The sequence below is a fragment of the Nitratiruptor sp. YY08-10 genome, from assembly GCF_016629565.1.
GTDB lineage: Bacteria > Campylobacterota > Campylobacteria > Campylobacterales > Nitratiruptoraceae > Nitratiruptor.
In genome coordinates this window covers 292668-310101 of sequence record NZ_AP023057.1, presented here as the reverse complement: position 1 = coordinate 310101, position 17434 = coordinate 292668, and the positions used below count along the sequence as shown (strand labels likewise).

29 protein-coding genes are annotated in these 17434 nt (G+C 38.3%); 14 read left to right on the top strand and 15 right to left on the bottom strand.

The genetic code is table 11. From position 1 onward, the window contains the following. Nucleotides 1–6: 6 nt before the first annotated feature. Nucleotides 7–678 (bottom strand): hypothetical protein, encoded by a 672-nt coding sequence (locus tag JG735_RS01865; RefSeq protein ID WP_201335156.1) that lies wholly within the window; start codon nucleotides 676–678, stop codon nucleotides 7–9. Between the two features lie 101 nt (nucleotides 679–779). Between JG735_RS01865 and JG735_RS01860 the strand changes: the two genes are divergently transcribed. The 4 genes from JG735_RS01860 to JG735_RS01845 are packed head-to-tail and all read left to right on the top strand — an operon-like array spanning nucleotide 780 to nucleotide 3228. Next, complete coding sequence (locus tag JG735_RS01860) at nucleotides 780–1073, top strand: hypothetical protein (protein WP_201335155.1); 294 nt, start codon at nucleotides 780–782, stop codon at nucleotides 1071–1073. A gap of 1 nt (nucleotide 1074) precedes the next feature. Next, entirely contained in the window at nucleotides 1075–1446 is a 372-nt protein-coding gene (locus tag JG735_RS01855) for a hypothetical protein (protein ID WP_201335154.1), read from the top strand. After that, on the top strand, nucleotides 1443–1955 hold the full coding sequence (locus tag JG735_RS01850; RefSeq protein ID WP_201335153.1) for a hypothetical protein: 513 nt from the start codon (nucleotides 1443–1445) through the stop codon (nucleotides 1953–1955). The genes JG735_RS01855 and JG735_RS01850 overlap by 4 nt, the downstream gene beginning before the upstream one ends. Then, complete coding sequence (locus JG735_RS01845) at nucleotides 1945–3228, top strand: hypothetical protein (protein ID WP_201335152.1); 1284 nt, start codon at nucleotides 1945–1947, stop codon at nucleotides 3226–3228. Before JG735_RS01850 ends, JG735_RS01845 begins: the two co-directional genes overlap by 11 nt. 2 nt (nucleotides 3229–3230) lie before the next feature. On the opposite strand, the gene JG735_RS01840 is transcribed toward JG735_RS01845, so the two are convergent. The 10 genes from JG735_RS01840 to JG735_RS01795 all read right to left on the bottom strand — a co-directional run bounded on the left by JG735_RS01840 (nucleotide 3231) and on the right by JG735_RS01795 (nucleotide 9380). After that, a complete protein-coding gene (locus JG735_RS01840; protein WP_201335151.1) occupies nucleotides 3231–3512 on the bottom strand; it encodes a hypothetical protein in 282 nt (93 codons plus the stop codon). Next, nucleotides 3509–4981: a hypothetical protein gene (locus JG735_RS01835; protein ID WP_201335150.1), complete on the bottom strand. Its 1473-nt coding sequence runs from the start codon at nucleotides 4979–4981 to the stop codon at nucleotides 3509–3511. The genes JG735_RS01840 and JG735_RS01835 overlap by 4 nt, the downstream gene beginning before the upstream one ends. Then, complete coding sequence (locus JG735_RS01830) at nucleotides 4978–5235, bottom strand: hypothetical protein (RefSeq protein WP_201335149.1); 258 nt, start codon at nucleotides 5233–5235, stop codon at nucleotides 4978–4980. Before JG735_RS01830 ends, JG735_RS01835 begins: the two co-directional genes overlap by 4 nt. Continuing rightward, nucleotides 5232–6428 carry a PBSX family phage terminase large subunit gene (locus JG735_RS01825; RefSeq protein WP_201335148.1) on the bottom strand — a complete coding sequence of 399 codons (1197 nt, stop codon included), beginning with the start codon at nucleotides 6426–6428 and terminating at the stop codon, nucleotides 5232–5234. Before JG735_RS01825 ends, JG735_RS01830 begins: the two co-directional genes overlap by 4 nt. Next, entirely contained in the window at nucleotides 6415–6801 is a 387-nt protein-coding gene (locus JG735_RS01820) for a terminase small subunit (RefSeq protein WP_201335147.1), read from the bottom strand. Before JG735_RS01820 ends, JG735_RS01825 begins: the two co-directional genes overlap by 14 nt. Then, entirely contained in the window at nucleotides 6794–7186 is a 393-nt protein-coding gene (locus JG735_RS01815) for a VRR-NUC domain-containing protein (protein ID WP_201335146.1), read from the bottom strand. Before JG735_RS01815 ends, JG735_RS01820 begins: the two co-directional genes overlap by 8 nt. Continuing rightward, a complete protein-coding gene (locus tag JG735_RS01810) occupies nucleotides 7183–7356 on the bottom strand; it encodes a hypothetical protein (RefSeq protein ID WP_201335145.1) in 174 nt (57 codons plus the stop codon). Before JG735_RS01810 ends, JG735_RS01815 begins: the two co-directional genes overlap by 4 nt. Beyond that, nucleotides 7349–7981 (bottom strand): hypothetical protein, encoded by a 633-nt coding sequence (locus JG735_RS01805; RefSeq protein WP_201335144.1) that lies wholly within the window; start codon nucleotides 7979–7981, stop codon nucleotides 7349–7351. Before JG735_RS01805 ends, JG735_RS01810 begins: the two co-directional genes overlap by 8 nt. After that, on the bottom strand, nucleotides 7971–8903 hold the full coding sequence (locus JG735_RS01800) for a DUF6291 domain-containing protein (RefSeq protein WP_201335143.1): 933 nt from the start codon (nucleotides 8901–8903) through the stop codon (nucleotides 7971–7973). Before JG735_RS01800 ends, JG735_RS01805 begins: the two co-directional genes overlap by 11 nt. Before the next feature lie 93 nt (nucleotides 8904–8996). Then, nucleotides 8997–9380, bottom strand: coding sequence for a phage regulatory CII family protein (locus JG735_RS01795; RefSeq protein ID WP_201335142.1), 384 nt, complete (start codon nucleotides 9378–9380; stop codon nucleotides 8997–8999). Between the two features lie 146 nt (nucleotides 9381–9526). On the opposite strand from JG735_RS01795, the gene JG735_RS01790 reads away from it, so the two are divergent. The 4 genes from JG735_RS01790 to JG735_RS01775 all read left to right on the top strand — a co-directional run bounded on the left by JG735_RS01790 (nucleotide 9527) and on the right by JG735_RS01775 (nucleotide 12096). After that, on the top strand, nucleotides 9527–9787 hold the full coding sequence (locus JG735_RS01790) for a hypothetical protein (RefSeq protein WP_201335141.1): 261 nt from the start codon (nucleotides 9527–9529) through the stop codon (nucleotides 9785–9787). A 501-nt stretch (nucleotides 9788–10288) separates the two neighbouring features. Beyond that, nucleotides 10289–11008, top strand: coding sequence for a LexA family transcriptional regulator (locus JG735_RS01785; RefSeq protein ID WP_201335140.1), 720 nt, complete (start codon nucleotides 10289–10291; stop codon nucleotides 11006–11008). 163 nt (nucleotides 11009–11171) lie between these two features. Then, a complete protein-coding gene (locus tag JG735_RS01780) occupies nucleotides 11172–11351 on the top strand; it encodes a hypothetical protein (protein ID WP_201335139.1) in 180 nt (59 codons plus the stop codon). Beyond that, nucleotides 11338–12096 (top strand): hypothetical protein, encoded by a 759-nt coding sequence (locus tag JG735_RS01775; protein WP_201335138.1) that lies wholly within the window; start codon nucleotides 11338–11340, stop codon nucleotides 12094–12096. Before JG735_RS01780 ends, JG735_RS01775 begins: the two co-directional genes overlap by 14 nt. Nucleotides 12097–12106: 10 nt before the next feature. Here JG735_RS01775 and JG735_RS01770 read toward each other — a convergent pair whose 3' ends face one another. The 4 genes from JG735_RS01770 to JG735_RS01755 form a co-directional block, all read right to left on the bottom strand. Continuing rightward, nucleotides 12107–12334, bottom strand: coding sequence for a hypothetical protein (locus tag JG735_RS01770; protein WP_201335137.1), 228 nt, complete (start codon nucleotides 12332–12334; stop codon nucleotides 12107–12109). A 151-nt stretch (nucleotides 12335–12485) separates the two neighbouring features. Then, nucleotides 12486–13142, bottom strand: a complete 657-nt coding sequence (locus tag JG735_RS01765) for a hypothetical protein (RefSeq protein WP_201335136.1) — start codon at nucleotides 13140–13142, stop codon at nucleotides 12486–12488. Further along, nucleotides 13124–13327 carry a hypothetical protein gene (locus JG735_RS01760; protein WP_201335135.1) on the bottom strand — a complete coding sequence of 68 codons (204 nt, stop codon included), beginning with the start codon at nucleotides 13325–13327 and terminating at the stop codon, nucleotides 13124–13126. Before JG735_RS01760 ends, JG735_RS01765 begins: the two co-directional genes overlap by 19 nt. A 239-nt stretch (nucleotides 13328–13566) precedes the next feature. After that, complete coding sequence (locus JG735_RS01755; RefSeq protein WP_201335134.1) at nucleotides 13567–13785, bottom strand: hypothetical protein; 219 nt, start codon at nucleotides 13783–13785, stop codon at nucleotides 13567–13569. Nucleotides 13786–14114: 329 nt separating this feature from the next. On the opposite strand from JG735_RS01755, the gene JG735_RS01750 reads away from it, so the two are divergent. From JG735_RS01750 to ssb, 6 genes are all read left to right on the top strand, one after another. Beyond that, nucleotides 14115–14453: a hypothetical protein gene (locus JG735_RS01750; RefSeq protein ID WP_201335133.1), complete on the top strand. Its 339-nt coding sequence runs from the start codon at nucleotides 14115–14117 to the stop codon at nucleotides 14451–14453. 72 nt (nucleotides 14454–14525) lie between these two features. After that, entirely contained in the window at nucleotides 14526–14738 is a 213-nt protein-coding gene (locus JG735_RS01745; RefSeq protein WP_201335132.1) for a hypothetical protein, read from the top strand. A gap of 446 nt (nucleotides 14739–15184) precedes the next feature. Beyond that, a complete protein-coding gene (locus tag JG735_RS01740) occupies nucleotides 15185–15355 on the top strand; it encodes a hypothetical protein (protein WP_201335131.1) in 171 nt (56 codons plus the stop codon). Beyond that, complete coding sequence (locus JG735_RS01735) at nucleotides 15352–16227, top strand: hypothetical protein (protein WP_201335130.1); 876 nt, start codon at nucleotides 15352–15354, stop codon at nucleotides 16225–16227. The genes JG735_RS01740 and JG735_RS01735 overlap by 4 nt, the downstream gene beginning before the upstream one ends. A 1-nt stretch (nucleotide 16228) precedes the next feature. Further along, a complete protein-coding gene (bet, locus tag JG735_RS01730) occupies nucleotides 16229–16999 on the top strand; it encodes a phage recombination protein Bet (RefSeq protein ID WP_201335129.1) in 771 nt (256 codons plus the stop codon). After that, entirely contained in the window at nucleotides 16996–17433 is a 438-nt protein-coding gene (ssb, locus tag JG735_RS01725; protein WP_201335128.1) for a single-stranded DNA-binding protein, read from the top strand. The genes bet and ssb overlap by 4 nt, the downstream gene beginning before the upstream one ends. Nucleotide 17434: the final 1 nt, after the last annotated feature.

The window sequence follows — 17434 nt, the reverse complement described above, 5'->3', positions numbered from 1 at the left end:
ATCTCCTTAATCTGGTAGTTGTAAGAATGCTTCCTGTCCATGTTTTTGGACGAACTCTTCGATTTCATCATCACTCATTTCGCTCTTCTTCTTGCTCCAGTTTCCGCTTTGCGTATTTTCGATACCGCTTCCTGGATTGCCTTTTGCCCTAAAAAGGTTTGGTCGCTCTTCGACTATCGCTTTCAAGCCCTCTTCCAAAGGCATCAGCTCATCACCTTTTTTGAACCGAATTTCACCATCAACGACATCGATATGTCTCGATTTGAGAAAATCTGCGACAATCTCGCTATCGATTGGCTCATATTCAAATTTTGATAGAGCTCGTGACAGCTCGTTTTCAATTCTTAGATTTCTTGCTGAAGCCTCAAGCTCACTTAACCTTTTTGTCAGTTCCTCTTTTTCTTTTCTCTCAGCCTCAAGCTCTTTTACAAGCTCGTTTTTACCTTCCTCTTTCGCTTTTTGGATCTTCTCGTCCAATGAGGACAACTCAGCCTCTAGCTTCTCTTTGGATTTGGCTACCTCTTCGTAGTTTTGCTGAAGTTCTTTATATTTGACCCTCCAGCTAGCAGCCTCATCTCTCACGTCTTTCAACGCTTTACCTATCTCGTCATCCAAGACTTTCGCCACCTCTTCGCTAATCTTCCCTGCCTCAAGCATCTCTTGTAGCTTTTGAAACATATAGACCTCCAGTCTTTTTGTAAATCATAGAACTACTTTGTAAAGAAATGGGGGTAAAAAGTTGACAAATAGGTGATAAACTCAAACAAAAAGGCTTTTCAATGCTGTATACGTATGAAGATAGCTTTTTGATCAAAAAAGTAGATGATGTAGAACTGCAAAGCCTTGAGGATAAAGCCATCCAAGAAGCAGATAAACTCGGTATCACGGATGAGCTTTACAAAGAGCAGTTTGTAAAAGCAAAAGTCTACACACAGATTGCCATTAGGCATATAGAAGCAGACGGTATGAAAGAGAAGTATGATGCGTACAAAGTCCAACTTGATGAGACATACAAAAAAGCCAAAACAAACTCTCCATCCAATATCTCAAGTATGTCTATAGCGAGGGGGTAATATGTTTGAATTGCTGCTTGAAATCAAAAATATACTACTCACAATAGGAGCAAAGAGTGTAGAGCTTGGCATAGAAGAAGGAATCAGCGCGGACGATACGCCGTTTATTAGAATCGTGCCATCTGTGAACGAGACTGGAGAATTCAACAGAGAAGATCTTGAGTTTGAAGTCTATATCGGCACGGATATCAAAGAGACTCTTCAAGAGACCTACCAAGAACATATGGATTTTGTTGTAAGTATTAAAAGTGCGCTTCACCTAAAACAGATTGGCACCGGTATATGTTATTTCCAAAGAGCGGTTTTTGATAAAGACGTTGTCAAAAACTTCAAGGTTGCAATGATGAGTTTTGCACTGAAGGATATCAGTTGAGAGTAGAGATACAAGGACTTAGCGAACTGCAAACTCTTTTTAAAAAGCTGGATAAAGACAGCAAATGTGATTTAATAACAACTCTTTTGAATAAAACACACGACTTAGCAAAAAAGAATATGGCAAAACACCATAAAACCGGAAAAATGGAGCACAATTTATACAAAAAAAAGAGTGGGTGCGATACAGCAGTAGTTGGGATAAGTGATGAAGGGATGATGGTTGACTGGAAAGGAAAAAGCATCAATTATGCTCTTTTTGTCCATTTTGGGTCACAGCCACACTTTATTCATCCAAGATTTAAAAAAGCTCTTCGGTGGAGCAAAGACAGCAATGTATACCATTCAGATTACAGAGCTAAAGACAGAGTGCAAGAAAAAACAATATTCGCCTTTGCCAAAGCAGTAAGACATCCTGGTTACAAAGGCGATCCGTTCCTATACGACGCACTGGATGAAGCAAGCAGTGATGTAAATCAAATATTTGGGAGATTTGTAGATGGACTATAAACAAACATGGCAGTTTGCCTATGAGGCATATAAAGGCGATGGCGGATTCAGCGATGGTGGATATATCGACAAATATCCAAGAGAAAGCGACGAAAAATACAGCAACAGACAAAAAATAGCCTTCTATACCAACCTTTTTGCTCCAAACGTTGCACGATATATCGGGTATATCTTCAAAAACAGACCGATAAGGACTTCATCCAACAAATTTATTCAAATGGTTTTTGATGATTGCGACAAGCGAGGCAATGATACAGACGTGTTCATGTCCAATTTTGCAAAAGAATCAAAAGTCAGAGGAGTCGGAATAGTTCTTGTGGATATGCCAAAGGATGTCGGACAGACAATAGGAGATCAACTCAAAAACAGGGCTCTTCCCTTTTTCACATCCATTGCCCCAGAAAACATCACGGAATATAAAATAGACGCATACGGCAACTTCGAGTATGTAAAATTCAAAGACACAATAGACAGATCCGAGCCTGGCAATCCAAATATTATCAATGTAGAACGATATTTCGACAAAACATCTTGGCAGGTGCTTCAAGGTGGTGAAATCATTGAATCAGGTAAGCACAATTTAGGCATAACCCCAGTTTTAATATTCAGCGAGACCGGGAAATTTCCAGATGTTGGCGAGTTCACACAAGTTGCTTCAATCGCCAAAAGGCTGTACAATCTAAGAAGCGAACTAGATGAAATCATGCGGGGACAAACATTTAGCGTTTTAACAATCCAAGCGGATAGTCCAAGCGATTTTGAACTCAAGCTCTCTACAGACAACGCCATCATTTACGGCAAAGAGATGACGCGCCCAAGCTTCATCGCTCCAGAAGTAGGACCGGCCAATATCTATCAAGAAGAGATTGAAAAACTTGAATCACTAATAGATAAAATTACATACAACTTCACCACGAACCAGGCTCAAGAGAGCGGAATTGCGCTTGATATCAAATTTCAAGGACTCAATAGCTCATTATCCAACTTTGCTATGAGATTGGAAGATTTTGAGGCAAGACTATTTGATATTGTTTGCAAGTATTTGAACATCAACAATGATATAACTATCCAATACTCAAAAAGCTTCAGCATTGTAGATATTACAAAAGAGTTTAGTACGCTTGAAGCGTTCAAAGAACTTGGGTATTCGGCACCTACATATGAAAGATTAAAGTTGCTGCAGATTATTAATAATGATTTAAATTCCATTGATATTGAAGATATGGATAAGATTAGAAGCGAGTTAGAAGATTTAGAAAAGCAACAAAAATAATCTTAAGCTGCTTCTATATTATGTTTTTTGAGATTTTTAAGAGCGAGCTTGTAAATAGGGGTCAAAATATCTTTGAAATATCCCTTTGGGAGCTTTTCATATCTTTCCACGAGTTTTTTATCAGCTTCTACAATTTTATCAAGAGCATCAGGATATTTTTGAAGTTCAAGACGGATAGGGATAGTTAAATCTTCAAATACATAACTATCCGCTTCCTCAAAATCTGCATATTTCAATTCTACATTGTAAGTTTTTATCAATTGGGCATAATCTTTATTTTTCATTTTCTAACCTTCTTCACAGGAATGTTTAAAATCTCAAATGTTTTAGCATCACCTTTAAATATTATATCAGAAAAATTTTTACTCAAAACAAATGCCGTTGATATCTTTCCATTTTCAAAAAATACATCTACCCAAACATCGCCCGTATTGTAATATATTCTGTCATGTCTCTTGTGCTGTTTCTTGAATTCGTTTGTAAATTTTTTCCATATAATTATATCTGGCTCAAAAAAAGCCTCTTGTATTCTTCTTATGTAATCTTCTTCACTGTCAACAGCCCCTTCCTCCTTTCTTTTGATAACATGCTTTTTGTACTCCTTTTCATTTAGCCACAAATCCTTAAAATTATCCTCATTTAGTTCAATGATAGCTTGATAAATTTTTTTATCAATTCTCAAAAACTCTTCTAATTCCTCTTTTATCGCTTCTCTCATCATCTCATTATACAATTTTTTGCCTTGTAATACCTCTTTGTATTTTCTTATTGGATACTTTGGTCTAAGTCTATTAAAAATCCTCTCAATATCCTCTCCTCGTTTAAACTCCTCGAGCTTTTGATAACTACCAAGGATCTCCTTTTGTTCATATTTGCTAAATTTTGCCATTGTCTCTTTTTGGGCTTGTTTAAAACTTTTTGGCCTGATCTTTTTGAATCGTTCTTTCTCTTTTGATGTAAGATAGTGAGGTATGTATTTACACCTACAAAATGGATGCAGCGGTAGTGTTCGCATCTGCTCCTTCGGCACTACTCCTTTGCCATAGCCGATATCGAGATTTGCATAAAAATCACAAATATCTGTTTTTGGGTGGGAGGAACTCATCTCAAACTTTACAAACTCCACTTCATCATCTTCAAGATATTCCACCGCATTTTGCCAATTTTTTGCTCTAAAAATTTCAGTTTGAGCAATTCTATTTGCATAAAACCTCGCTTTTTCTTCTATTGCAACTCTAAGAGCCTTATCCAGTGCTTTTTTGTTCTTTTTTTCTATTACTTCCAATAGATGCGTATAACCTGCTCTTAATGGCAATGTTTTAAGCTTATTGACCTGCTTTAAAAGTTTTCTTTGGGCATTTGGATTGTTAAGCTCTTTTTGCAGGTATTTTGGCAGCTTCTTTTTGGCTTCTACCACCTCTTTATCTCTAAAGCCATACCCTTCATAAAGCTTTCTTGCAAGTTCCCCGATCGTCTTTTTCGATTTGATATGTTCTTTGATTATGTAACTTGCTCTTTGTGCAGCCTCTTTTGCGTTTGCATAGAGCACATCTGAAAGTTTTGCTCCTATGAGAATTTCTGGCGGGATACTCTTCAAAGTTGGTTTAATTTCAGACTCGATATACTCTTGGACCTTTTCGTTAAATTGTCCAAACTCTTCAAGCAAAATCTCTTCTATCTCTTTAATAGAATATCCCTTTTGCAACAGTTCTTTTATGCGTTCATAGAGCTTTTGGGCTTCTTTATCTATCATAGTCCGTTCTTCCTAAGGATCTCATATATCCCTTGCCGACTTTTTCCATACTCCTGGGCCAATCTTAACACAGATGAAGGTTTGCTCATACCAGCTTTTCTCATCTTTTTGTAACTATCTACAATAAGTTTTGACATTATCTTTCTTTTTGGAAATAAAATAGAATATCCAGCGCAAAATTTAATTACCTTTTTATAGTTCTCCTCATCAAGCACCAGCTGTAAAGTCTCAAATGGGAGCGTCTTGTATCTCATATCAACCCTATCTTCATTGATTTTGCGCTGTTCCTCTTGCGAATCAAAGGCGATAATGCATACCTGATAGCATCGATGCAGTGATTATTCTTATCTTCTAGTTGGGGCAATATATCCCCTGCACTATTAGTCTTGTAGCTATAGAGCCTAAACTCTTCGGCGGTATGCTTGCAGTTTGGATTGATGATGATCTTTTTGAAACTTTTCATAAACTCGATCCCATCCTCTACGCTTCCTTGCCATTTTGGAGCGGGTCTTATCGTAAATCCTCTTGAATTGAGAAAATTGATCGTCTCTGGTCGTGAGCTGTCCGCTCGTATGATATGTTTCCTGCTGCCTGCGACTTTTTCAAACAGATTTGGCGTATCATCGAGGGTGCAGCCTACTTTGTATGCTTCTTGGTCGATGTAGAGATACTCTCCTATTGCCCACACTCTTACAAGCGTTGTAGGGTCCACCGCAAAGCCCCAGTCAGCGCCATAGTAAACCTCTTTAGAATTACCAACATCTATCGTATCGATTACGAATTTATCCCTAAAAACCTGCGCATCGCTGTAAGTAATGCATTCGCCCTCCCATACGTGCATATACCGCTCATAATCCGTTCTTTTATCGTACTCCATCTCTTCTCTTAGGACATCTGGAAAGTATGGGTTGTCTTCGTAGGTAACCTTTTTAACAAAAGCATTTGATGGAGGATTGACCACAAATCGTTGATAAGTTGGATCTTCTACAAAGTATGGGTTGAAACTGACCCATATCTCGCTTCCTGGCTTTCTGATGGTCGGGATAAGTATTTGCCAACTCTCCTCACTCACAGTTTGCGCCTCTTCAACCCAGCATATATCCACGCCTTCGGTCGATTTGATGGATTGAATATTATGTCTGAGTCCTTTGAAAATAAACTCGCTTCCAGTCAGTTTGTTCCTAATCTCTCTTTGCGTTACTTCAAAGTTTGGCAGCTGGTATTTATCTATGAGGTCGCTCAAGAGTCTATGGACGCTGTCACTGATGGAGTTTTGAAACTCCCGCGCACAAAGAACTCTAAGAGTTTTTTGACTTGCAAGTACAAGAAGCGTCAAAGCGAAATTGTAGCTTTTAGCGCTTCCTCTTCCGCCATAATAGACTTTATAGCGATACGGCTTCACAAGCGCTTCAAATGGCTTTAGCGGGATATATTTAATCTTTGCCAATGACTATCTCCACATCTACTGGCACGATGCCTTTGTGCTCAATCTTTTGCGTATAGTCGCCTCTAAGTTTGCTCAGTTGATCAGCGGCTTTGAGTCGATCCTTCATCTCTACTCCATCGTGTCGTATCACCTCAGTGTAAAACTGCATAAGTTCTTGCACACTCATGATTGCTTCATCTTCGGCTTTTTTTCTCAGCTCTTCAACCCTTACCCTAACCTTATCCCTTTCCAACAACATTGAAGCTTTTGACCAAATAGTTTCATCTTTCATATTTTTAGCGTTATAAGCTCTTCTATACGCCTCGCTTGCATTTCCTGTTTTTACATACTCAAGACAAAATTTCTCTTGTTTTTGCGTCAGTTTTTTAGCCATCGTTATACTCCCGGATAGCCTCTATCGCCTCATCAGCCGAGTAACAAACAATTGCTTTGTAACCTTGCTTGTTCAACTCCTTGATCCACTTTTTCTGCTCATCTCTCAAAAAACCGCCCTTCACCTTCATCTCGATATAGAGTCCGTGATACTCGCCGTTTGGCATAGGAATACACAGATCCGGTACTCCTGGACTCATTCCTTCTCGTTTAAGTTTATTGATGTACTTTGATCGCATGGCATGGTTTTTGATTGGAATCCACGCACCGTTTGGAATAGCAAATATCGGGATATTGTTCCACCTGCAAAATTCAACTACTTTTGACTGCTCATCATGTTCGTTTGGTTTGTAGCTTCTTTTGATTTTGCCAATAATTTTATTCATCTCACACCCTCAACGCTTTTTAGCTTATGGCTATCATTCCACGTCAGTTTCACACCACAACTGCAATGCTTTTGCGTATCTTCGTATCTTTCAGCTTCAAAACTTGCGGTGCAGTTGTAACAATCGGCAAAGAAGCGCTTACGAATACGCTCTTGCTTTTTCTTAGCCATTCACTACTCGCTTATTCGGAATTTTCCGAAGCACACTCGTTGCGATCTGTTTTTGCTGTTCCTGTCTTACTTTTGGCGGTAAATAATCGCAATGAATAAGCTTCGGTTCTTTGAAATCGCTTTTGAGATAGCCTACAAGCTTTGTGCCTCTGATGTTTCCAGCTTTTGCGATCCGCTTGTATGCATCCACAAAATCCTTTTTGATCCAGGTATCGTCTGAGTTGAAGTATGCTACGTGATCGTGAAACTCTTTCCAACTGCCAAAGAGCGTAAAAATGGTCTCAGCTATAAACGGATCGTCAAATTCGATATTTTCATAGACTCCAATATTGATAGCCGTAGCTTTTGCGGTTGTGTATGCTTTGTTTGCGATGAGATCCAAGTCAGTTTCATTTTGCAAAGCCTGGATAAAATGCGCTGGCTTTGGCATGTAGGAGTAGTTCCAGGATTTGAGGAGCTTCTTAGCAGCTTCGCCAAATTCCCTTGTGCTACTAAACTCATCTTGCAATACAAACCAGTAGCTCTCAAGCACATCGTCGCTCAAGCTGTCGCCTGTCACACTTCTGCTGACGAATTGTAAAATCTTTGCAAATTCCGCTCTTGTTTCTACCGTATCAGCCAACATGCTCTACTCCTTTCGCTCTACTTGCAAAGCTGCTTATCGCTTCCATTGCCTCTTGTTTGAAGTTGTCCTGTTTGCTTGATGTTTTTTGTGGTGAACTGCTCCGCAGATAGTCAGCCTGTATTGTCTGCCATTCACGCTCTTGCATATACGCAAAAAGCTCATCAATACTTTTGCCAGTAGCTATACTCGTATCATGCAGATTTTTCAATACGCCTCTAACGCCTAGTTCCGTCTTGAATGGCTTTTTGATTTTTCTCCTGTAAGCAAGAAGCTCTTTGAGAAATGCTTCATCTTTGCCTATGATCTCAAGTCCAGCTTGCACCTTCTCATCTTGCAAGCATTTATCAAGTAAAGGCATATCGGCTTCTTTATATAAATCCATTTTGCCGAGTTTTGATAATTCAATCCTGCCATGCTGTGAGCAATAATACTTGCCATTAATTGTCATAGCCGATTTTCTTTTACAAGTGCTATTTTTGCCTACGCATTGATTATCCGAGAAGAAAAAATGAACCGAGACCTTATCTATCTCTTTATTATCATTTACATTTACATTTACATTATCATTTACATTTACATTTACATTAGGTTTTGTTTCGGTTTTAGTTTGGTTATGGCTTAGGTTTTCATTTGGTTTTTGGTTAGGTTCTGTTTTGGTTTCTGTTTCATTCTCCTCTTGGTTTTCATTAGCTTTTTTAGGTCTACCGCCTTTCTTACCATTCTCATATCGTTTATTATTTGCTTCAAGTGTTGGTTTTGCCATTAAAAAGATTGCTTTAGCAGTGTTTGGAAGTTCATCGGTAATATCATTATCATTAAACATTAATTCAAAAATTGCACGATAAGCGTCAGCTCTTTGGTTTTTTGGTAGAAGTTCTATCGCTTCATAATATGATTTGTAGAATACAAAACTATCTCTCATAGTTGGTCCTTCGATTAATTTTCAATACCCTTACCGCAGGAAAGGACCAACAAAACCTGCGGGCATTCACTGCGGTAAAGGTATTGCGGAGAGTCATTTCAAACTCTCCTGTAGTTCAGCTGCAAGCTTTCTAAGCTGATGGGCGATATCATTAATTTGGCTTTTTTCTGCCTCATCTAATACACCATCAGCTATTGCCTCTTTGATAGTTTTTGCAAGGCTACCTTGCACTTCCTCAAGGCTAAATGCCTGTAGTGTGACTGCAATAACTGGATCATCTGATTTTTGAGGATTTGTTTCTGGCTTGCAAAGGGTGTAGCCATAGCGTTTGGCTATATATTCAAGAGGAGAGTAGGCGGCAGTAATATCCATTATATGAATGAACTCCGTAAGTGTCAGGTCATATGGGCTCGCAGGTTTCAACTTGTTTTCAAGCGTCCCCTCACTTAATCCAATTTCGTGCGCAAAATCTTCCATAGTGAGCCCATTTCTTCTTATGTCCTTCACGATGGAGCTTCTAATCTTCTTTAGTAGGTCCCTGTCTTTTGGCGCTTTGTTAAATGTGTAACTCACGATGAATCCCTTTGATATAATTTGTTATATTTCGAACGAAAGGAAATGAAATGGAAAAAAATATTGATTTAAAAAAAGTGAAAGACGAAGTAGTCCCGTTGGAAAAGACAGCCGCCATAGCTTCATACCAAATATGCACCTGGCTCATTGATGTTTTAAAAGCCAAAGGAATCCTTGAACAGGATGAGATAATTGGCGCATTGAATGACATGATCAAACTAAATGAAAAAGCATATAATGAAGACAATGCACGCATTGTCAACCACCGTGTTGCTGAAATTCTGAAGATTGAGCTTCAGAGACAATCTTGACCGTCTTGCCGTCTCTTATAGGCAAGACCGCGCTAAAATCATCTCCATCACTCTTGAAACAATTTCTATTTTCAAGTTCTTTTACTCTTTTCTCGAGATCTTTCAATCTTTTTTCAAGTATGTCTTTTTCTCCATGTTTCATAATACCTTCTCCCCCTTTGATGTATTGGTATTGGTGCACTCTTTGCTGTTATGATTTAAATAGGATTTGATGTCGAGCCAGGCAGAAAATGGAATAACTCCTCTTTGATGGAGATCAAACCTAACTTCTGGATTTGGTTTTCTGTCACCTCTAAGTATCATGTTCACAAGAGGAGTGCTTGGTTTGTAGCCTAATACCCTTTTATAGGAATTAATAAGTTCAGATTTTATAGTAGTTCTAATTGTTTCCATAATTGAATAATACGATATGTATTATTAAACGGTGCTTAATTGTAATCCATTTTGTACTTTTATATCTGATACAATTAGTATTTATCCTACATATTTGAAAGGTTTGAAATGAATTGGTTTGCCAAAAATCTTCGACACTATATGGATGAAAAGAAGATAACGGGCGAACAACTAGCTAAACAAATTGGTGTTGCGACAGCTACCGTAATTCATTGGGCAAATGGCAGACGATTTCCAAGAGACGAAGAAATGATAAGAAAAATAGCTGATGCTTTAGGTGTAACAGAACAAGATCTCTTCGACCCATCAAAAAAAGAGATGATCGTTAAAGACGAACTTCACAACAACCCCAAAAAGTATGTTAGCGAGCTTCCAGAGCTGCAAGTTCTTAGAGATATGTACCGTCTGCCTTTAATGGATATAGGCGCTGGGGCAGAAGCTGTTTTGAACGCAGAGATATTGGAATCCATTTATATACCGATGGAGTTGCTCCCAAAAGATTTCAATCCAAAAAATGTAATCGTTGGTAGAGTGATAGGCGACTCCATGGAACCAAAATTTTATGAGAACGATATTATATTTTTCGATATGGTAAACGGACGAGACGTAATACTTATGGATGGGATCTATCTTGTGCGCTATGGAGACACGGTACAAATAAAATCAGTTCAATTTCTTGGAAACGGTGACATACGCATCATAAGCTTCAACGATAATTATCCGCCATTTCAGCCGGTCAAAGATCTTGGCGTGGATTGGGAAATATTGGGTAAACCGTTTTTTTGTTGGCATGCAAAATTTTGGTCAAGACTGCAAGAGAGGAAGTAAACCTCAATGAAGATCAACGCCACTTCGAGATATACGGAAAGGTTGTGAGGTGTATTATATAATTTGTCAAAACTATTAAATATTTTGAAACATGGCGCTATTATGCGTATGGCTAAGTTTATATTAATAAAATTTTTATATTATTTGTAAAGAGGAGAGAGTCATGAAAAAGCAGTCTTATGAGCAGATAAGAGAGTATCTTCATATATGCAATGAAGAGATGTCAAAATTTTTTAATACTATATATACACGAAGACAGAAAGAGCGTAAAAAATTTGAAAAAAAATACAAAAGAGTATCTGCAGACATAAAGAGAGCGAGAAAAACAGATGGTATTATATGATTTTTTATATCTTGATCGAGATAGAGTAGATTCTTTTTACGCTCAATTGTTTGAGGGGTATTTAAAACAAATTGAGAAAGAAACAAGTGCAGATCAAAAAGAAGCTGAAAAGGTAGCAGTCGGAATCAAACCATTTATGAATGGAGAACTTTCAGGATATAAAACTATAAAAGAGTCCAAAAAAGAGACAGTAGACCCTGAACAAATTGTAATTATCGATACTCTCTCAATACTTTCAAAAAATTCATACAATATCAATAAGGCAAAACAGGGAGATATAGTCAAAGTAAGTGGCAATCTCCACATTGCTACAAATAATATGTTAAAGATGTTTGTTGATGTAGGTGAAATATTTAATGAACCAAGATCAACAAAAGAGAAAAAGGAGCTAAAAAAAATAAAACAACTCCTGACATCGTTTTTAAATCATGTAACTATAGAATCTATAATGCTTCTTAAAACTGGGTCAAGATCGATTGTAGGTTCTTTGAAAAAAGAATTTTTACGGGAAGATCCAGAAACATTTCAGTTAAAATATGGAGCCAGCGGAATGGATAATGTTACCGTACTTGGATTTTATGAAAGCGACCATGATGAAACTGCGATGAATTACCATCCTAGCGATGATTTCATAAGCTCAAGCAAGCAGTTTGCAGAAGGGATAAAAAATCTCTTTTTCCCGCCACATTCGTCTGTCATTACCCCAATAGCAATATATAAAGAGATAGAAATTGTAACTGAATAACATGCACTTTTTACTTAACCCTCCTCACCTCAAACTTCCTATTTATCACAAACACCGCAATTCCATATTTTTTAGCTAACCTCTTTATCTTGCCTATATACCTATTATCCCGCCTCGTTTCCTGAATTAGAACTATTCCAGGCTTCTTACCCGTCATCATCGCATAATATAGCGCTTGTCCTACGCTCTCAAATGCTTTTCTCCCAAAATCAACCTCAAAAGCATAGTTTGATGTCAAACAATCCACACGAGAGCGGTCAGGCAGGCGATATTCCATCTGACCGTGGACTTTATTGCAGAATATCTTTTGATAGACTTTTTCTTTATGGAGGTGTTTGGCGTGGAGGGATGACAATAAGATAAGAATTATAGATAGTCTAATCAATTCATTACCCCAATAACTCAATCATTATTCTTTCAAAATCCGATCCAGCTTCTTTGAGTTTCTCAATTTTTTCCATCAATCTTATCATTTGATAAACATCGGATATTATCTCTGCTATCCTTTTTGTAACTGGATTTTCTTTGACAGATTGAATATATAGTCCTAGTCTCCCACCTGCAATAGCTAATTTATGTAATAAGGCTCTTGGTCCAGCGCATGGATACATGTCGATTGCGTTCAATATGTCATCCATTATATCGCGCAGTAATGGATCATCTATCTCATCATAGAGCGATTTAGCCTGTTCTTTAAATTCATCCAAATCTTTCAATGTTTCATCATCCATAGCAAGAGAATAACCGTCAAATATTTCTCGCAGTTCATCTGTATTGATTGATTTGAGGTTATTGTATGGGATTGTAAGGCAAGTATAGTCAAACAGTTTTCTTGTGCGCTCTATTGAAGATGTTTTCTTGCCTTTATTCACAAGGAACTTCTCTATCTCGTCAAGATCCTTGTTTATCATATAAAGACAAAATATCACTTCAAAGGGCTTATCGTATCCAAAATACGCCTTAAAGTTCTCAAGCATATTCTTTTGCGGATTGAAATTTTTCAAATTGCCCAAATGGTTTGCAATTCTTATCGCTGGATTTTGCATAAATTCGCCTTCATAACAAAGTTACATAAGTTTCTCAGTTCATCGGCTCTCTTGTAAATAGAGTTGATAAATCTCGCCTCTTCTTCACTAAATGTGGCCTCTTTTTTATTATATATAGCTTGCCTTAAATCTTCCAGTATCCTATCGGTTTCTTTGTACTTCTCCAAAATCTCTTTTTCGATCATTTTCATTCCTTTTTAATGATGTATGTGGGAATTATAGCATAATAATACACTTTGTATTATATTTAAGCTGGTATTAATAATACATATCGTATCATTCTAACAGAGCAACACAAAAAGATCTGAGTTCTTTAACAATGCGGGGAGAGAAAGGTCGAAGATGGAAGAGATGGTTAAAGACCTGATAGCGATCCAGGTCTTCGCTGCAATAGCTAATCCTTTAATGGATGAGGAAGTAAAAATTAAGATTTTAAAGATTGGTTGTAAGCATCATAAAACTTTTGAGCCTCTTCTTCGCTTTTACCAAGAAGAGTTGGCAAAGCGTAAGCAAAGGCAATCTGATGAGCCAAAATCTGATCCAAAAGAGCTTCGATTCTTGGGACAGATTCAGCAGCCTTTCTAAGCTTCGCTGCTTGTTCTTGCAGTTGCTGATTGATGCCAAAATTTGGATCGATATTCATATGGACTCCTTGAAGTTTATTCTCCCCGCATCCAATTATATCGCTTAACTGAGTCATTTACGAATGGCTCTGAGAGCGATACTTGACAACTCAGCCCCTTTGGCAGGAGAGCACCTGGAGTGATTCCAGGAAGGGGCTTAATAGCCGCTGGTAGCCGAGCCACGACAGCGGTAAAAGCTTTGAAGTCCCGATCCTACTCCCTTTCCATCTTATCGGATCGGGACCTGAGGGCTTTAATCCACTCCCAAGGATGTATAAGCACGGGATGACGAGCGGTAATGGCTGCCATTAGAGCTATGCAAGCGATACTTAACCACAAAGGTGCATTTATGAAAGATAAAATTTTAAAGATAAGAATAGCTAGGATCGCAACAAAAACGCTTTCTGCTAATAATTTTATAATGAGCAGACTAGCCTTTTTTATCATCTGGTATCTGTTCATTTCAGCCATCCTATGGGGAATTTTCTTTTGCTGTGGCGTTCGAGTATGTTTTCTAAAGAGTTTGCTATGGTTTCTGGTGGTTGTGTTCTTACTCCTTCTAGTGCATTCTCTAGCGACCATAGCTTCAATGTACAGAACACAAGCGAAGCTACTAAAAAAAGGAATACACTACTTAGAGCAACAACTATCTCAATCAAATGAGTGCGGAGGAGATCGCAAAGACTGATATCCATCTTACTCCCTTTCCATGCAAGATAACAGATTATACCAGCGAACAAACCAACATAAAGGATAAATCATGGAAAACCCAACACTACGACTGTCAAAACTCCACCGTGCAGCACTGAAGCGAGGTGCAAGAGAAGGAAAAAAGGTGAAAGACTTCGATGCACTTCTTAAAGAAGAAATGGTGAAACTTGAAAAACAAAACAGAATAAGTGAAGCAAGGGAAGTAAAACACACATTCTTTGAGCATTCGTTTACTTCAAGAAATTTTGGGATGGAGTGGTAAGAATGGCAGCGGAGCGCCCAATCCCCGCTACCGTTTCCTATCTAATGCGTAACCGCAAGCAGTATATAGCCCACAGCCAACATAAGATAGGCAAAAGTTGCAAGCCAACTTGTGTGCTCCATGTGCACCTCCTTATTATGGGATGCCCACCTCTGACCCGTTAAAACACGCCAAAAAAAAAGCCCCGCAGGAGAAACTCCTACGAGGCTTAACGGGCACATGGAGCTTGGGCGTACTCCATACACAAGCTGGCTCGTTCATCTTCGAACTTAGCCCAAAGGGCTACTTCAATTATAAAGCGCTACACCTTAATTGGAGATAAAAGGAAAAAACATGGCACTTAAAATCAAAAGAAAACGCAAATATGCAGTTTGCTACCTCTTCGGCGTGTTTTGGATTGATTCCAAAACAAAGAAAATCTTAGGCAATTGGTAAAAGGAGAGCTCATGGACACAGTAACAGCAATGGGATGGAGTATCGTAGGTGCCTTCTTTTTTATGCTTATAGCAGGAATTGGCATCTACATAGTTGAATTTTTTGAGCGGATTAAGAAGTCAAAAGACGTCGATATTTATGAGCCTTATGGGTATGGAAAATATAGAAAGGTGGAGAGATGACGAACACAAAAATAAGAGCTTCAATTGCACATAAATGCACAAAGTGTTTAGTTGATTATCTTTTAAACGGACAGGATGAAAGCCAAAGTGGATCAGCTTTGATGGGCACGCTAATCCACAATGGCTTCATCCCCTACTATGAAAAGATAATCGGCAGGCGTATAGTATATCGTGAAAAAGCTTTGGAGAACGAATACTTCACTGGGCACATTGACGGCTTTATCAAAGCAGATAAAAAGCTTTTTGAGCTAAAAACCGTCAACAGCTGGAAATTCCAAAAAATCAAAGAGCCTCTTGATGAACACATCACGCAGGTAAACATCTATATGGCTATGCTTGGCATCAAAAAAGCCCACATCGTCTATCTTAACAGAGACAATGGAGAGCATAAAGCCTTTGATGTGAGTTTTACACCGATTATCTACAAAGCGGTAGAGCAAAAAGCAAAAGAGGCGATCGAGCTTGCAAAGCAAGGCGCAGAGCCTGAAAAGATAGAGCTTGATGAGTTTGAAACATGTGATCCATACTGCAAGTTTAATACAAAAACACTTTATAAAAAGCCCGAAGATGAAAAGGAGTTAAAAGAGTTAAGCCACAAAGACGAACTACAAGAGCTTTTCAATAAACGCCAAACTTTGGCTTTTCAAATAGCCGAACTTGAAAGCAAGAAAAAAGAAGCCGAAGAGCGCATAAAACAGATAATGAGCGAAGAAAATGCAAAAAAGATAATCGACATTGGGCTAAGCTTCATAGAGACAAAAAGAACTATTTTTGACACTAAAAAATTTAAAAGCGACAACCCTGACATCTATCAAAAATACATCAAAAACAGCATATCACAATCACTTAGATTTCCAAAGATAGGAGCATAAAATGAAAAACGAAGTAGTACCAAAACAAACAATCGCACTTACTCAAGTAAGTGAAGAGGTAATCATGGATTATCTGCAAAGCTTGGGCAATAATCTACCCGAGCACCACATCAAAAAATTTATCCATATAGCAAAAGCTTTCAATCTTAATCCATTTCTTAGGGAGATTTACGGCATACCATACGGAAATAATTTTAACATCATAGTCGGCTATGAAGTCCCTATAAAAAGAGCTGAAAGAAGCGGAAAGCTTGCAGGATGGAGAGCTTGGACTGAGGGAAGCCCACAAAATGGAGATTTAAAAGGTTGTATCGAGATAAAAAGAAAAGACTGGGAAGAACCTTTCTATCACGAAGTCTATTTTGATGAATACAATCAAAATAACTCAATGTGGAAGAGCAAACCCAGAACTATGATTAAAAAAGTAGCAATAGCACAAGGATTTAGGCTTGCATTTCCGGATGAACTTGCTGGAATGCCTTATACAGCTGACGAGATAGAAGTAGAACCAGTTGAAACTCCAATCATTGAGCATACGAACGATACCACCACACAAGAAAGAGACATTAAAAAAGAGTTTGCAACATATATAGCTAATCAAGGGGTACCAAAACAAGCCTTTAAACAATTTGCAGAATTTGCAATGAGTAAGATGGATATTGATTTTAAAAATGATGAAGTAAAGATAAAACTACTTGAAGATAAAGAGACGTTAAATGGTCTCATTCAAAGCTTTTTGCAATATGTTAGCGAAGCTGAGGAAGCGCTATGAACCTAAACAAAGTGATTTTACTTGGCAACATCGTCCGAGACATCGAACTGCGCTACACATCATCAGGCACGGCGATATCAAAAACCGCTATTGCCGTAAATCGAAAATACAAAACACAATCAGGTGAGCAAAAAGAGGAGGTTTGCTTCATAGACATCACCTTCTTTGGACGCTCCGCCGAAATTGCAAACCAATATCTTGGCAAAGGCAAACAGGTACTTATCGAGGGACGGCTTGTGCAGGAGCAGTGGACGGACAGCAACGGACAGAAAAGATCCAAGCATTCCGTGCAGGTTGAAAATATGCAGATGCTCGGGTGCAAACAGGATGGACAGCAAACGCAACAGGTGCAGCAACCAGAGAAAACCGTTCAAAGGCAAAAACAGGCGAATAGACCAGAGATGGATATAGATGATGATGAAATTCCATTTTAGG

Excerpts from the sequence above, each read along its gene's own strand:
- JG735_RS01735 (WP_201335130.1), top strand. The coding sequence starts at position 15,352 with ATGACGAACACAAAAATAAGAGCTTCAATTGCACATAAATGCACAAAG.
- JG735_RS01750 (WP_201335133.1), top strand. The coding sequence starts at position 14,115 with ATGAAAGATAAAATTTTAAAGATAAGAATAGCTAGGATCGCAACAAAA.
- JG735_RS01845 (WP_201335152.1), top strand. The coding sequence starts at position 1,945 with ATGGACTATAAACAAACATGGCAGTTTGCCTATGAGGCATATAAAGGC.
- JG735_RS01780 (WP_201335139.1), top strand. The coding sequence starts at position 11,172 with ATGAAAAAGCAGTCTTATGAGCAGATAAGAGAGTATCTTCATATATGC.
- JG735_RS01840 (WP_201335151.1), bottom strand. The coding sequence starts at position 3,512 with ATGAAAAATAAAGATTATGCCCAATTGATAAAAACTTACAATGTAGAA.
- JG735_RS01760 (WP_201335135.1), bottom strand. The coding sequence starts at position 13,327 with ATGATCGAAAAAGAGATTTTGGAGAAGTACAAAGAAACCGATAGGATA.
- JG735_RS01785 (WP_201335140.1), top strand. The coding sequence starts at position 10,289 with ATGAATTGGTTTGCCAAAAATCTTCGACACTATATGGATGAAAAGAAG.
- JG735_RS01865 (WP_201335156.1), bottom strand. The coding sequence starts at position 678 with ATGTTTCAAAAGCTACAAGAGATGCTTGAGGCAGGGAAGATTAGCGAA.
- JG735_RS01790 (WP_201335141.1), top strand. The coding sequence starts at position 9,527 with ATGGAAAAAAATATTGATTTAAAAAAAGTGAAAGACGAAGTAGTCCCG.
- JG735_RS01815 (WP_201335146.1), bottom strand. The coding sequence starts at position 7,186 with ATGAATAAAATTATTGGCAAAATCAAAAGAAGCTACAAACCAAACGAA.
- JG735_RS01765 (WP_201335136.1), bottom strand. The coding sequence starts at position 13,142 with ATGCAAAATCCAGCGATAAGAATTGCAAACCATTTGGGCAATTTGAAA.
- JG735_RS01805 (WP_201335144.1), bottom strand. The coding sequence starts at position 7,981 with ATGTTGGCTGATACGGTAGAAACAAGAGCGGAATTTGCAAAGATTTTA.
- JG735_RS01775 (WP_201335138.1), top strand. The coding sequence starts at position 11,338 with ATGGTATTATATGATTTTTTATATCTTGATCGAGATAGAGTAGATTCT.
- JG735_RS01810 (WP_201335145.1), bottom strand. The coding sequence starts at position 7,356 with ATGGCTAAGAAAAAGCAAGAGCGTATTCGTAAGCGCTTCTTTGCCGAT.
- JG735_RS01820 (WP_201335147.1), bottom strand. The coding sequence starts at position 6,801 with ATGGCTAAAAAACTGACGCAAAAACAAGAGAAATTTTGTCTTGAGTAT.
- JG735_RS01745 (WP_201335132.1), top strand. The coding sequence starts at position 14,526 with ATGGAAAACCCAACACTACGACTGTCAAAACTCCACCGTGCAGCACTG.
- JG735_RS01740 (WP_201335131.1), top strand. The coding sequence starts at position 15,185 with ATGGACACAGTAACAGCAATGGGATGGAGTATCGTAGGTGCCTTCTTT.
- bet (WP_201335129.1), top strand. The coding sequence starts at position 16,229 with ATGAAAAACGAAGTAGTACCAAAACAAACAATCGCACTTACTCAAGTA.
- JG735_RS01795 (WP_201335142.1), bottom strand. The coding sequence starts at position 9,380 with ATGGAAGATTTTGCGCACGAAATTGGATTAAGTGAGGGGACGCTTGAA.
- ssb (WP_201335128.1), top strand. The coding sequence starts at position 16,996 with ATGAACCTAAACAAAGTGATTTTACTTGGCAACATCGTCCGAGACATC.
- JG735_RS01800 (WP_201335143.1), bottom strand. The coding sequence starts at position 8,903 with ATGAGAGATAGTTTTGTATTCTACAAATCATATTATGAAGCGATAGAA.
- JG735_RS01755 (WP_201335134.1), bottom strand. The coding sequence starts at position 13,785 with ATGAATATCGATCCAAATTTTGGCATCAATCAGCAACTGCAAGAACAA.
- JG735_RS01860 (WP_201335155.1), top strand. The coding sequence starts at position 780 with ATGCTGTATACGTATGAAGATAGCTTTTTGATCAAAAAAGTAGATGAT.
- JG735_RS01835 (WP_201335150.1), bottom strand. The coding sequence starts at position 4,981 with ATGATAGATAAAGAAGCCCAAAAGCTCTATGAACGCATAAAAGAACTG.
- JG735_RS01830 (WP_201335149.1), bottom strand. The coding sequence starts at position 5,235 with ATGAGATACAAGACGCTCCCATTTGAGACTTTACAGCTGGTGCTTGAT.
- JG735_RS01855 (WP_201335154.1), top strand. The coding sequence starts at position 1,075 with ATGTTTGAATTGCTGCTTGAAATCAAAAATATACTACTCACAATAGGA.